The sequence below is a fragment of the Rothia sp. HC945 genome, assembly GCF_051370785.1.
Lineage (GTDB): Bacteria > Actinomycetota > Actinomycetes > Actinomycetales > Micrococcaceae > Rothia.
The window spans coordinates 1,782,548-1,795,309 of sequence record NZ_JBFCSN010000001.1; the positions used below are offsets into that span (position 1 = coordinate 1,782,548).

At 62.3% G+C, this 12,762-nt stretch carries 12 protein-coding genes and 2 tRNA genes; 3 read left to right on the forward strand and 11 right to left on the reverse strand.

Going from position 1 to position 12,762, the window contains the following annotated elements; translation table 11 throughout:
- Positions 1 to 154 precede the first annotated feature (154 nt).
- Positions 155 to 697 (reverse strand): peptidylprolyl isomerase, encoded by a 543-nt coding sequence (locus tag AB0Y14_RS07905; RefSeq protein WP_436588630.1) that lies wholly within the window; start codon positions 695 to 697, stop codon positions 155 to 157.
- Positions 698 to 909: 212 nt separating this feature from the next.
- On the opposite strand from AB0Y14_RS07905, the gene AB0Y14_RS07910 reads away from it, so the two are divergent.
- Positions 910 to 1,791: a hypothetical protein gene (locus AB0Y14_RS07910; RefSeq protein WP_436588631.1), complete on the forward strand. Its 882-nt coding sequence runs from the start codon at positions 910 to 912 to the stop codon at positions 1,789 to 1,791.
- A gap of 168 nt (positions 1,792 to 1,959) precedes the next feature.
- On the opposite strand, the gene AB0Y14_RS07915 is transcribed toward AB0Y14_RS07910, so the two are convergent.
- The 4 genes from AB0Y14_RS07915 to AB0Y14_RS07930 all read right to left on the reverse strand — a co-directional run bounded on the left by AB0Y14_RS07915 (position 1,960) and on the right by AB0Y14_RS07930 (position 4,781).
- Positions 1,960 to 2,238: a DUF3349 domain-containing protein gene (locus AB0Y14_RS07915; protein WP_436588632.1), complete on the reverse strand. Its 279-nt coding sequence runs from the start codon at positions 2,236 to 2,238 to the stop codon at positions 1,960 to 1,962.
- A 33-nt stretch (positions 2,239 to 2,271) separates the two neighbouring features.
- Positions 2,272 to 2,568, reverse strand: coding sequence for a hypothetical protein (locus tag AB0Y14_RS07920; RefSeq protein ID WP_436588633.1), 297 nt, complete (start codon positions 2,566 to 2,568; stop codon positions 2,272 to 2,274).
- A 15-nt stretch (positions 2,569 to 2,583) separates the two neighbouring features.
- Positions 2,584 to 3,867, reverse strand: a complete 1,284-nt coding sequence (locus AB0Y14_RS07925) for an anion permease (RefSeq protein WP_436588634.1) — start codon at positions 3,865 to 3,867, stop codon at positions 2,584 to 2,586.
- A gap of 497 nt (positions 3,868 to 4,364) precedes the next feature.
- A complete protein-coding gene (locus AB0Y14_RS07930; RefSeq protein ID WP_436588636.1) occupies positions 4,365 to 4,781 on the reverse strand; it encodes a MarR family winged helix-turn-helix transcriptional regulator in 417 nt (138 codons plus the stop codon).
- Between the two features lie 197 nt (positions 4,782 to 4,978).
- On the opposite strand from AB0Y14_RS07930, the gene AB0Y14_RS07935 reads away from it, so the two are divergent.
- Positions 4,979 to 5,806, forward strand: coding sequence for an alpha/beta hydrolase (locus tag AB0Y14_RS07935; protein ID WP_436588638.1), 828 nt, complete (start codon positions 4,979 to 4,981; stop codon positions 5,804 to 5,806).
- A gap of 497 nt (positions 5,807 to 6,303) precedes the next feature.
- Here AB0Y14_RS07935 and AB0Y14_RS07940 read toward each other — a convergent pair.
- The 6 genes from AB0Y14_RS07940 to gyrB all read right to left on the reverse strand — a co-directional run bounded on the left by AB0Y14_RS07940 (position 6,304) and on the right by gyrB (position 12,054).
- Positions 6,304 to 6,376 (reverse strand) — tRNA-Ala (locus tag AB0Y14_RS07940).
- Between the two features lie 5 nt (positions 6,377 to 6,381).
- Positions 6,382 to 6,501 carry a DLW-39 family protein gene (locus AB0Y14_RS07945; protein WP_238692420.1) on the reverse strand — a complete coding sequence of 40 codons (120 nt, stop codon included), beginning with the start codon at positions 6,499 to 6,501 and terminating at the stop codon, positions 6,382 to 6,384.
- Between the two features lie 25 nt (positions 6,502 to 6,526).
- Positions 6,527 to 6,600, reverse strand: a tRNA-Ile gene (locus AB0Y14_RS07950).
- A 95-nt stretch (positions 6,601 to 6,695) separates the two neighbouring features.
- On the reverse strand, positions 6,696 to 7,280 hold the full coding sequence (locus AB0Y14_RS07955) for a DUF3566 domain-containing protein (protein WP_436588640.1): 585 nt from the start codon (positions 7,278 to 7,280) through the stop codon (positions 6,696 to 6,698).
- Positions 7,277 to 9,946, reverse strand: a complete 2,670-nt coding sequence (gene gyrA / locus AB0Y14_RS07960) for a DNA gyrase subunit A (protein WP_436588641.1) — start codon at positions 9,944 to 9,946, stop codon at positions 7,277 to 7,279. The genes AB0Y14_RS07955 and gyrA overlap by 4 nt, the downstream gene beginning before the upstream one ends.
- Before the next feature lie 80 nt (positions 9,947 to 10,026).
- Positions 10,027 to 12,054 (reverse strand): DNA topoisomerase (ATP-hydrolyzing) subunit B, encoded by a 2,028-nt coding sequence (gene gyrB / locus AB0Y14_RS07965; RefSeq protein ID WP_436588642.1) that lies wholly within the window; start codon positions 12,052 to 12,054, stop codon positions 10,027 to 10,029.
- A gap of 383 nt (positions 12,055 to 12,437) precedes the next feature.
- On the opposite strand from gyrB, the gene AB0Y14_RS07970 reads away from it, so the two are divergent.
- Entirely contained in the window at positions 12,438 to 12,758 is a 321-nt protein-coding gene (locus AB0Y14_RS07970; protein ID WP_436588643.1) for a DUF6457 domain-containing protein, read from the forward strand.
- Positions 12,759 to 12,762 lie beyond the last annotated feature (4 nt).

Sequence of the window (12,762 nt, forward strand, 5' to 3'; positions counted from 1 at the left end):
GCGTTGTCCGTACCGTGGCGGTTCCTGATTCATGAACGGGGGGTTCCTCTCAGAAGGTGGCAGGCCCAGAGCCAGAACGAGGCCCAACCGCAGTACAGCGGAAGGGCCTCGCTCGTCGATACACCGGGTTCTCCCGGTTCCGATCCTCTCGGACTCAGAGTTGTTCGATATCGATGTTCTTGATGACGACGTCCTCAACCGGACGGTCCATCATGCCCGTGGCAACGCCCTCGATCTCGTCGACGACCTTCTTGGAATCGTCATCGGCAACCTGACCGAAGATGGTGTGCTTGCCCTGGAGCCAAGTGGTCGGAACGGTGGTAATGAAGAACTGGGAGCCGTTGGTTCCCTTGCCGTTCTGGATGCCGGCGTTGGCCATGGCCAGCATGTAGGGCTCGTTGAAGTCCAGGTCCGGGCTGATCTCGTCGTCGAACTGGTAGCCGGGACCGCCGATTCCCTGGCCGAGCGGATCGCCGCCCTGGACCATGAAGTCCCGGATGATGCGGTGGAAGATCACGCCCTCGTATAGCGGGGTGTTCTTCTTCTCGCCGGTCTTGGGATCGGTCCATTCCTGGGAACCATCGGCCAAACCGACGAAGTTCTTGACGGTTTTGGGCGCTTGGTGACCGAACAGGTTAACCACGATGTCGCCGTGGTTCGTGTGGAGGGTCGCTTTGGCAGTGGGAATCGCAGTCATGACAAATATTTTCCCACGGTGCCGCCCTACCCCCAACACTGTTCCGCCTACAGTGAAAACAACACGCTCCCACCCCTTGAGGTTGGGGACACTTCGGGCCGTATTACATATCCTGAAGGTGGACTACAACTGACTCGGTAAAACATCCCGTTTTCCACGGATGGCGTCGACAGAGATTCTGTCGACGCACCGGATCCACGAGGAGGTAACTCATGGGATGCCAGAAGAAGGCTGAAAAGAAGGCCCAGCAGGCCGCGAAAGAGGCCCGGAAGACGGCGAACGCCCGCTACTCCGAGGGTGTCGACAAGGTCAATGAGCTGAGCAACAAGTTGCAGCAGCGCGCCGATCAGGCCAACGACTGGGCGCAGAAGGAGGTTGCGCCCCGTCTCCAGGAGCAGATCGATCGTGCGACCCCGGCCGTCGAGAACGCCGTCGCCAATGCTCGTGAGCGTGCCGGTGAGGCGGCCACGGCAATCGCAGGCAAGCTGAACTCCACAGAGGCACACCCGCAGGTCGAGGCGCTGGCGGCCAAGGTCACCGGTGACAAGAAGTCCGTGAAGAAGGCGCAGAAGGCGGCCGCGAAGCGGGCCGAGGAATTCGCCAAGCAGCAGAAGAAGGCCAACAAGAAGTCGCACAAGGGCCTTGTCTTCTTCGGGTTGCTCGCAGCGGCCACCGCTGCCGGCGTCGCCGCGTGGCGTGCATCCCGCCCGGTCGAGGACCCCTGGAAGACTCCGGCGGATGCCGAGAAGAAGCCCGTTGCCAAGGATTCCGCCGATTCCTCGGCCGCCGGGGCCAAGGCAGAGCCTGCGGAGCAGAAGGTGAGCAAGCCGTCCTCGGCCGCCGCGCCTTCCAACCAGGAGGTCAAGTCCCTGAACGATCCCAAGGACACGAGCCACCCGGCTCCCGGTGCCCCAATGGACAAGCCGGCCACTCCGGTTCAGGGCACTCCCGCAGCGGACAAGGCCTCGGAGACCAAGAAGGCCGACGAGACCAAGTCCTCGGCTCCTCGCCAGGGCGGCACCTCGCAGAACAACGCCGAGGGAAAGCCCGCAGGCAAGCACCAGGCTCCGAAGTCGGGACAGGATGACAAGTAACTGACTGCCCCGGCGTCCCGGACGCCGCACAACGCCGCCGCGCTCCATGAGCGCGGCGGCGTTTTTTATGGGCCTGATGGCTGTGCCGGAACCACGTCCGCCTGAGGACGGCACCATCCGGAGCCGCGCCTCGGCGCAGTCGGCCACGACCGGCCCCGGCATTTTTCGCTACAGGTCCCAGCCGACGTGTTTCAAATGTTCCTCGACGCGGGCGACGTCACCCGGCAACGGCATCTCGTCGGTAATTTTCGTGATTTCGACACCGATGTCCACGCTACCGGCGGGCATGACGCCTTCGTCGATGAGTTGGCGGCAGATATCGACGACTTCGTCCTCGGCCAGTCTCCGCCGGAGTACGGCGACGAGAGGTACGTAGTCCTGCGAGGGCAAGCCATTGGGGTACCCGGCTCGGAGCCATCTGATCACGGAGGCAGCAAGGTTTCGCATGTCGCCCCCTTTCCTAGAGCTCCGCTGCGGTCCCTACTTCTTGGCGAGACCCAGGAAATTGAATCCGGTCATGTGGAACAGAAAATCTTTGGCGATCCAGAGGATGCCCATAACGATGGCCACCAGGATGATCGCGAAAATCAGCCCTCCGATGGCTCTCATGACCGTGGAGGGAGGGCGCACCTGGATGACGCCGCCGTCTTCGGTCCGTTGAGTCTGTCCGGCCGAGATCCGCATCCCCAAGGCAAAGAGCGCGGGGAGGCCGGCGCCGAGAAGCAATCCCGCGATCGTCACGGGAACGAGATTCGAGAGAAGGTGGAGAAAGTTCATGCTCGGACTCCCGGGTTACTGATTGGAAAAGTGCTTGTGGGCGCCGGCTCGTGAATCATGACCGATGATCTCGCCTACCTTGGCGTGAACCATGGTTCCGGTCAAGGAGTTGTCCGGGTCTGCTGTCTCGACCTGTTCCACGACCGGCGTTTCGGTCTCTTCCTCGGCCCACTGGTCATTGACGTTGTCCTGCGTGACGGGGGCCTGACGGGAGCGGTGCCACATGTACCCGGCGAGCACCACGAGCAGGGCGAAGATGACCAACGCTCCCACGAGTTCGTTGGAGACCATGGCGACCATGTGCCCGATGAACCAGGTGACGGCGCCGACGAGCGCGGCCGCCGGGATGGTGATGATCCAGGCGACGACCATCCGACCGGCTACTCCCCACCGAACCTCGGCGCCCTTACGACCGAGTCCGGTGCCCAGGATCGATCCCGTGGCCACGTGGGTCGTCGAGAGGGCCATACCGAAGTGGGAGGAGGTCAGGATGATGGCTGCGGAGGCGCCCTCGGCTGCCATACCCTGCGGGGACTCGATTTCCACGAGACCCTTGCCCAGGGTGCGGATGATCCGCCACCCGCCGAGGTAGGTTCCCAGGGCGATCGCCGCGGCGCAGGTGAGCTTGACCCAGAAGGGGATATCGGCGCTCGGGTCGATCGAGGAAGAGGCGACCAGGGCCAGGAAAATAACTCCCATGGTCTTCTGGGCGTCGTTGGTTCCGTGGGCCAATGACACCAGCGATGCGGTGCCAACCTGTCCCCAGCGGAACCCGCGTTCTTTCTGTTCGTCGCCTACGGAACGCGTGAAGCGGTAGATGAGAGCGGTGCCTACCGTCGAGATGATTCCGGCGACCAGCGGGGCAGCGACCGCGGGGATGATGACCTTGGCGACAATGCTGGTCCACAGGACGCCGCTGAGTCCGAGACCGGCAATCGTGGCACCGATGAGGCCGCCGAACAGGGCATGTGAAGAACTTGAGGGGAGGCCGAGCAACCAGGTCAGGAGATTCCAGGTGATGCCGCCGACCAAACCGGTGAACACGATAATCATCAGGTCGCTGCCAGAGGTGAGATTCAAGTTCACGACCTCTTTGCCGACCGTCTTTGCGACCTCGATGGAGAGGAACGCTCCGACCAGGTTCAGGATCGCCGAGAGAGCGACCGCCACCTTGGGTTTGAGGGCGCCCGTCGCGATCGACGTTGCCATGGCGTTGCCGGTGTCGTGGAAGCCGTTGGTGAAGTCGAAGACCAGCGCCGTGACGATGACAATTGCGAGGATGATGAGTTCAGGTGCCACACCTGAATTATGCGGACATGGAGCTGAAGTCTTGGAGGTGAATACATGAACGGAAGGTTAACTTCGCCGCCGTCGGACTGTGATTTTGGCAATCGTCCTCTCGCTCGAACCATTCATGACGATCATCGCAACGAATGCTGGTACTTGCCCGGTGTCATCCCTACCGCCAGGACTGGGCGGCGAATCCTGGCCGACCGTCCCGGCTCCCTGGTATCAGACACCGATCTTCCCGTGGAGCGATCGGATGAGTTCGTCGTTGCCGAAGCGGACATGCCCGATCAGCACGAGTGATCGCGATGTGCCATCGGCGTGTGCCCCGCGACGCGAATCAGCGCCGAACGGTCCAGGGGGCCAGTTCGGCCTCGGCCCATTCGCGGGTCTCCAGCGGTTGGCTTTCCAACAGATTCCTCCTGGCACAAGAGGCTCATCAACTGTGCCTATTCGAGTACATATTCGTACGGGAATGGATCGGAACGTCCTTGGAGGCGGGGTCTCGCCTACCGTGCAGGTTCGAGCAGGGCCAGGAGAATCCTGCGCAGCTCCGTGCGATCACGCATGGGGATCGTCGCCAGTCGTCGGTCGAACTCGGTTGCAAGTGCGGCGAGCGCGCGATCCCGCGCCGACTCCCCCTCGGCGGTCAGCACGAGCCGGTGCCGCCGCAGGTCCGTGTCGTCGATCTCGCGTCGCATGAACCCCTTCGCCACGAGGTTGCGAACATAAACCGTCACGCTCGCTTTGGGGATCACGAGCTTCGCCGCGAGCTCAGCCGGATACGGCGACGTCGCCACCTCGGCGAGCACGAAGAACTCCTTCGACTCCAGCCCGAGCTTAGCCATCTCGGCGCTGCTGGCATCCAACACGACGGTCAGCAAGCGATGGTTGAGCGCCCACAGCTGTGCGGCGTCTACGGACACGCGAGTCACCTTCCTCTAGGTGGTACAGTTTTAGACTAGTACGAAACTGGATCAGTCTCGCTTTCGGACTAACGAGGTAGCGAACAAACCTTATACGAAGGGTATTACCAAGTGCTTCAGCACATCACGATTCCCCGAGGGCCGATGGAACTCGCCGCCGACCTCTACTTGCCGACGACATCGACGAGGACGCGGCGTTGCGCGCGGTCGTCCTTTCCACGCCTGGCAGCAGCGTCAAGGAGCAGATCGGCGCGAACTACGCTTCGCGCTTCGCCGACCGGGGTATCGCCGCCCTGGCTTTCGACCCGGCCCATCAGGGCCAGAGCGGCGGCGAGCCCCGCGACCTGGAAGACCCCTATCGCCGCGGTGAGGACATCTCCTACGCGATCGACAAGCTCGGCACCATCGGCGGGATCGACCCCGAGCGCATCGGCGTCCTCGGCATCTGTGCCGGCGGCGGCTATGCCGTGCATACCGCCCGCACCGACCACCGCATCAAGGCCGTCGGCACCGTCGTGCCCGTCAACCTGGGCACGTCATTCCGCAGTTTCCAGGAGGGCGGCCCCTCAGCAGGCCTCGACCGCCTCGCCACTGAGCGCAGAGAGGAAAGCCGAACCGGTGAACTGACCCGGGTGAACTGGCTCCCGGACACGCTGGAAGACGCCGCCGCAGCCGGTTTGACCGACATTGACACCACTCAGGCGGTCACGTTCTACCGCACTGAGCGCGGCAGGAACGAGCACTCGACGAACCGCCGCCTTTCGCGCAGTGACTCGCTGCTCGTGGGCTATGACGCCTTCCACCTCGTCGATCAGCTCATGACCCAGCCGCTTCAGGTCATTCTCGCCGGACGCCGTGGGAACACCGGCTCCTACGAAACCGGCATGCAACTCTGGAAACTGGCGCCCAACCCCGTCGACCTCATGATGATCGACGGCGCCGGACACTACGAGATGTACGACGAACCCAAATACGTCGACGCCGCCATCGAGAAACTCGTCCACTTTTATACGGACAATCTCTGAACGGTCGGTCCCGAAACGAGGGCGACGCTGTGGAGCACCCGGTGCTGTCACAACACGTTCTGCCTCCTTCGAGTGAGGTCCTGTTCCTCAGGCCCTTCCAAGATGGCGCGCTTCTTCGTAGCACCGCGGCTACTGGCCGGGTTGACGGTGTCGGATGCGAACGCGCGCCATGTCGGCAGGTCATCAGGGGTCAGCCCGGATATCAGATCATGGCGCGGGTCACGGGCCGGTTCGCCACGACGACGCCGCAGGATGCCGAGTCGTGGCGCCGCTGGTGCGGTTCGAGAAGCCGAAGCCGGGAAAGGTTGAGCGATCCCGAATGGTGGGAGCCATGCCGGCCTATGTGTGGGATGTCTCGCGGGCCATCGGGGACCCGGTGCCGGAACGTCCGGGCTCAGCGTTGCTGGAGGGCCGAGCGCCGGCCTATAACGCCGCGCTACAAGCGGGACCGGATGCTCAACCCGCTCATGTCGCGGGTTTGAACATCCAACATTCGGTGGAGGCGAGGGGACTCGAACCCCTAACCCTCTGCTTGCAAAGCAGATGCGCTACCAATTGCGCCACGCCCCCGAGGGTCAGTCAACCGTGTCGGTGGAAGCCTTCCAGGTTTCCTTGGTTTCCTGAGCGTCCTTCACACGTTTGGTCACCACAAAGGCTACGGCGCCGGCTGCAAGAGCCACCAGCGTTTTCCTCATGGGAACCTCCTCGTGAAAAGGATCGTGGGCGTACCAGGAATTGAACCTGGGACCTCTTCGTTATCAGCGAAGCGCTCTAACCGTCTGAGCTATACGCCCTTATTGGCCCTCGGACCGAGATTAAACATTACATGACGACCCGGTCCGGGCCAAATCAGACCAGGGGTGACCTCCCGCACAGGGAGGCACCCTGATCAGTCGTCCGTCAGTGTGACTCCCACGCCGCCCACGAGGCGGGCGGCGATGTTGTACAGGAAAGCCGAAATGACGCCCAGAAGGGTCATCAGCACCACGTTCACGATGGACAAGATCGTCGCGTAGAGCGCCACCTGACCCAGAGACAAGTAGTCCGTGATGGACACGGCGTTGCCCTGGCTCGAGAGCATGGACAGCACCGAGTCGATGCCACCGAAGATGCCCGTGATGTCGAAGACGAGCCACAGGATCACGCTGACCACGACCACGACGATCCCGACGGCCACGGACAACAGGAAAACCAGTTTGGCGATCGACCAGAGATCAACCTTGGCCACGGTCAGGTGCGCGCGACGCACCTTGGACCGGGGCGCGGGTCGAACGAGCGGCCGGCCGTTCGAGGAGGCCTGGCGCTTGTTCCCGTTCGAGGGTCCGTTCGAGGGAGCGGACTTGGAAGCGGTCACCGAATCTCCGCGTCCGGAACCAGCGGCCGATTTGCGTCGGTTGTCCGCGGGCTTTTGCGCAGAGGAGCTCGCGGACGCGGAAGGTTTCCCTGCCGCGTTACCAGGATTGTTCGTGCTCACTCATTACCTCCGTGTGATGAAGTTTCCGACTCGGCCGGAGTATCGGTCTGTTCAGTACCGTTGTCCAACGGTACTTCATTTTCGCTGTCCAGCACCTCAACGGAACCGTCGTCGGCAATCTCTTGGCCTTCGTCAATTCCCTTGTCCTGATTTCGGGCGATGGAAAGAATCCTGTCGTTCTTGCCAGGTTTGGCAAATATTACGCCCATGGTGTCTCGGCCCTTGGCAGGAACTTCCGACACGAGGGACCGAGCGACCTTACCGGACTGCATGACGACCAAAACTTCGTCCTCGGCACCGACGATCAGGCCACCGACCAGATCTCCGCGGTCCTCGACGAGTTTGGCGACCTTGATGCCCAGACCGCCACGCCCCTGGACCCGGTATTCATCGACCTTGGTCCTCTTGGCGTAGCCGCCTTCGGTCACCACGAAGACGTAGGAATCATCGGTCACCACGTTGGCGGCCAACAGCTCGTCGCCGTCCCTGAACTTCATGCCGGTCACACCGCTGGTTGCGCGGCCCATCGGACGGAGCGCGTCGTCGGTCGCCGTGAACCTGAGGGACTGCCCCTTGCGGGAGATGAGCATGAGGTCGTCGTCCGAGTGGGTGAGTTGCGCGGAGATGAGTTCGTCGTCCTCCCGCAGGTTGATCGCGATGACGCCCGAGGTCCGGTTCGTGTCGTAGTCGCTGAGGCGTGATTTCTTGATCAGACCGTGCTTGGTGGCCAGAACCAGGTACGGCGCATCCTCATAGGTGCGCAATGCCATGACCCTCTGGATCTTCTCGTCCGGTTGGAAGGCCAGCAGGTTGGCCACGTGCTGCCCCTTCGCGTCCCGGCCTGCCTCGATGAGTTCGTAGGCCTTGGTCCGGTAGACGCGCCCGAAGTTTGTGAAGAACAGGATCCAGTTGTGGGTGGTCGTGACCACGAGATGCTCGACGACGTCGTCGCCGCGCAGTTGAGCCCCGCGAATCCCCTTGCCGCCACGGTGTTGGGATCTGTACTGGTCGATGCGGGTCCTCTTGACGTATCCGCCGCGCGTGATCGTGACGACCATGTCTTCTTCGGGGATGAGATCCTCGATCGACATGTCGCCGTCGTAGCCCATGAGGATCTGCGTCCGACGGTCGTCGCCGTAACGGTTGACGACATCCCGCATTTCCTCCGAAATGAGGTCGCGTTGGCGCTGTTCGGAGGCGATGATCTCCTTGTATTCCTCGATCAGACGCATGAGTTCGTCATGCCGGTCCTGGATCTTCTTGCGCTCCAGTGCGGCGAGACGGCGCAGCTGCATGTTCAGGATGGCCTGGGCCTGGGCTTCGTCGATGTCCAGGAATTCCATGAGCCCCGTGCGGGCGTCGTCGGCCGTGGACGAGTTGCGGATCAGCTGGATAACCTCGTCGAGGGCGTCCAGAGCCTTGAGGAGTCCCCGCAGAATGTGGGCTTCTTCCTCGGCCTGGCGCAGCCGGAACCGCGTTCTCCGGACGATGACTTCCATCTGGTGCTGGACCCAGTGGCGGATGAAGGCATCCAGTGAAAGCGTCCGAGGCACGCCGTCCACGATCGCGAGCATGTTGGCGGAGAAATTCTCCTGCAACTGGGTGTGCTTGTAGAGATTGTTCAGCACCACCTTGGCGACCGCGTCCCGCTTGAGGACGATGACGAGGCGCTGGCCCGTGCGGCCCGAAGTCTCGTCGCGGAGATCGGCGATGCCGCTGATCTTGCCTTCACGGATCAGATCGGCGATCTTGATCGCCAGGTTGTCCGGATTGGCCTGGTAGGGCAGTTCCGTGATCACGAGGCACGTGCGCCCGTGGATTTCCTCCACATTGACGACCGCGCGCATCGTGATTGATCCACGACCGGTCCGGTAGGCGTCCTCGATTCCCTTGTGGCCCAGGATCTGGGCGCCCGTGGGGAAATCGGGTCCCTTGATGCGGGCGATCAGGGCGTCGAGCAATTCTTCGTTCTCCGCCTCGGGGTGTTCCAGGTACCACTGAACACCTTCGGCGACCTCTCGCAGGTTGTGCGGGGGAATGTTGGTCGCCATACCCACGGCGATGCCGGAGGAACCGTTGACCAGCAGATTGGGGAACCGGGCCGGAAGGACCACGGGTTCCTGGTTCTTGCCGTCGTAGTTGTCCTGGAAGTCGACGGTGTCTTCCTGGATGTCCCGCACCATTTCCATGGCCAGTGGCGCCATCTTGCACTCGGTATACCGAGGTGCAGCGGCGCCGTCGTTGCCGGGTGAGCCAAAGTTTCCCTGGCCCAGCGCGAGCGGATACCTCATGATCCAGTTCTGGATCAGACGCACCAAGGTGTCGTAGATGGCGGAGTCGCCGTGGGGGTGATACTGACCCATGACCTCGCCGACCACGCGGGCGCACTTGTTGAAGGAGCGGTCCGGCCGGTATCCGCCGTCGTACATCGCGTAGATGACGCGACGGTGAACCGGTTTGAGGCCATCTCGCACGTCCGGAAGCGCACGGCCGACGATCACGGCCATCGCGTAATCGAGGTACGACCGCTGCATCTCGGTCTGGAGGTCCACGTGCTCGACTCGGTCGGTACCCGTGCTGGCCGCGACGTCGCCGCCCACGACCTCGCCCTCGATGGGGGCGCCCTCCTGAGGATTCTGATTCGAACCGTTGTCTTCGGTGCTCATGTTTCTCTGTGTTCCGTCCTGCTGAAAGTCTTCAGTCCCTCGGTGTCGATATATGCGTCATGCTCAATATTCGGCATCGGCTAGATATCGAGGAACCGGATGTCCTTGGCGTTCTTCTGAATGAATTCGCGGCGGGATTCGACGTCCTCGCCCATCAGCACAGAGAAGACCTGGTCGGCCGCGGCGGCATCGTCCATGGTCACCTGGAGAAGCGTCCTGTGCTCCGGGTCCATGGTCGTTTCCCACAGCTCGCTGTAGTCCATCTCGCCCAGACCCTTATAACGCTGGATGCCGTTCTCCTTGGGAAGGCGCTGGTTATTGGCCAGGCCGCGGGCAACTGCCTCGTCCCTTTCCGCATCCGTGAACACGTAGTCGTCCGGGGCATTGGACCACTTGATCCGGTACAGCGGAGGTTGGGCGAGATACACGTATCCGGCTTCGATCAGCGGCCGCATGAAGCGGAAGAGCAAGGTCAGCAGAAGGGTGGTGATGTGCTGGCCGTCAACATCGGCATCCGCCATGAGAACGATCTTGTGGTACCGGGCCTTCTCGATCTGGAACTCTTCGCCGATGCCCGCACCGAATGCGGTGATCATGGACTGGACCTCGGCGTTGGAGAGGGCACGATCAAGCCGCGCACGCTCCACGTTCAGGATCTTGCCTCGCAGGGGAAGGATCGCCTGCCGTTCGGGGTCTCGCCCCTGGACCGCGGAACCACCCGCAGAGTCACCCTCGACGAGGTAAATTTCCGAGATCTCCGGATTCTTGGACGAGCAGTCCTTGAGTTTCCCCGGCATTCCGCCGGACTCCAACAGACCTTTGCGGCGTGTGGTTTCACGGGCCTTGCGCGCGGCCATGCGGGCCTGAGCGGCGGTGATCGAACGCCGGACGATGTCCTTGGCCTCGTTGGGGTTGCGTTCGAGCCAGTCCCCCATCTGGTCCCAAACCTCGCGTTGCACGAAGGTCTTGACCTCCGAGTTCCCGAGCTTGGTCTTGGTCTGGCCCTCGAACTGGGGCTCGGCGATCTTGACGGAAATCACCGCGGTGAGACCCTCGCGGACGTCGTCGCCCGTGAGATTTTCGTCCTTCTCCCGCAGCAGCTTGTTGTCCCGTGCGTACCGGTTGATCAGTGAAGTCAGCGCCGTGCGGAAGCCTTCCTCGTGGGTTCCGCCTTCGTGGGTGTTGATGGTGTTGGCATAGGTATGGACCGATTCCTTGTAGGACTCGGTCCACTGCATGGCCAGCTCGAGGGAGAGCTTCTTCTCGGAGTCCTCGACCTCCAGCGCGATGACGTCATCGTGGATCACGTTGGTCTTCTGACTCGCGTTGAGGAACTTGACGTAGTCGAGGAGGCCGTCGTCGTACTGGTAGACGACCACGCGGTAGCCCTCGGACGTGGTGCCTTCCTCATTGATCTTCTGCTCCGAAGTTTTCTTCTCCTCAGCAACCTCGTCTTCGAAGTCGGCGGCTTCGCGCTCATCCGTCAGGGTGATACGCAGTCCCTTGTTCAGGAATGCCATCTGCTGGAATCGGGCGCGAAGGGTCTCGTAGTCGAAATCGACCGTCTCGAAGATCTCGGGGTCCGGGTAGAAGACCTGTTCGGTCCCGGTCTCGCTGGTTTCGGCACCGCGTTCGAGCGGCTGGTCGATGAAGCCTCCCTTGTGGAAGCTCGTGGTCCAGACGTGCCCCTGATTGCGCACCGTGGTGATCACCCGCGTGGAGAGAGCGTTGACCACGGAGATGCCGACACCGTGCAGACCGCCGGACACCGCGTATCCCCCGCCACCGAACTTTCCGCCCGCGTGAAGAACGGTCATGACCACTTCAACGGTCGGTTTGCCTTCGGTCGGGTGCATGTCCACGGGGATGCCTCGGCCGTTGTCCACGACCCTGACGCCTCCATCGGCGAGCAACGTGATCTCGATGTGATCGCAGTATCCGGCGAGCGCCTCATCGACGGAGTTGTCCACGACCTCGTAGACGAGGTGGTGCAGGCCGCGTTCTCCGGTGGAACCGATGTACATGCCCGGTCGTTTGCGGACCGCTTCCAGTCCCTTGAGGACCGTAATGTCGCTCGCACCGTATTCGTGAATTTCTTCGGCTGCCACTTTGAGGTTTCAGCTCCTAGCTTCCAGACCCTCATGGGGTCCGGTCTGGGGATGGCGGGCAGGTGCGCGAAATCGATAACATTGCGATGTACTCGGATCGCGAAAGCTGGCCACCGTTGGATCTGACGTCCATTCTACCGGACTCGGACGCTCACAGGGGCCAATTTGCTCCGCTCAGAGCATCCTTTGAGGAGGTCAGTGGCTTTCACAGGCCTTCGACGGCCCTTAGACGCCGTCGGACCCTCGCCCCTGTGGGTTCACGCTCAGACAGGCCCGAGCCCAAGAGAAGCGGAATGAGCCCGTCGCCCCATTCACGATCCTCACCATCCGAAAAGCCCACCGCGATCCGCCGCGGTGGTCGAGAAGAAAGCGAAAAGTTCGAAATGACCGATCAGCATCTGCCGAATCTCACGGAGTGGCTCGAGATGGTCGCGGTCGAACTCGACCTGCCGGCCGACGTGGTGGCGCCCGGCCCGATTCTCGATATGACCAAGGACGTGGCTCACGGCATCGTCCGCCCCGGAGCCCCAACGAGTTCCTACCTCGTTGGCGTTGCCCTGGGACTCCATCTGGCCGCACAGTCCGAGGCGGGAGAGGACGCCGTGCCCGCCGAAGACCAGCTCAAGGAGCTCTCGGAGCAGGTACGTGATCTGGTCGCCCGAACCCGTCGCGAGGCCGGCGCCGAGCCGGAAGCGAAGGACTAGAGTC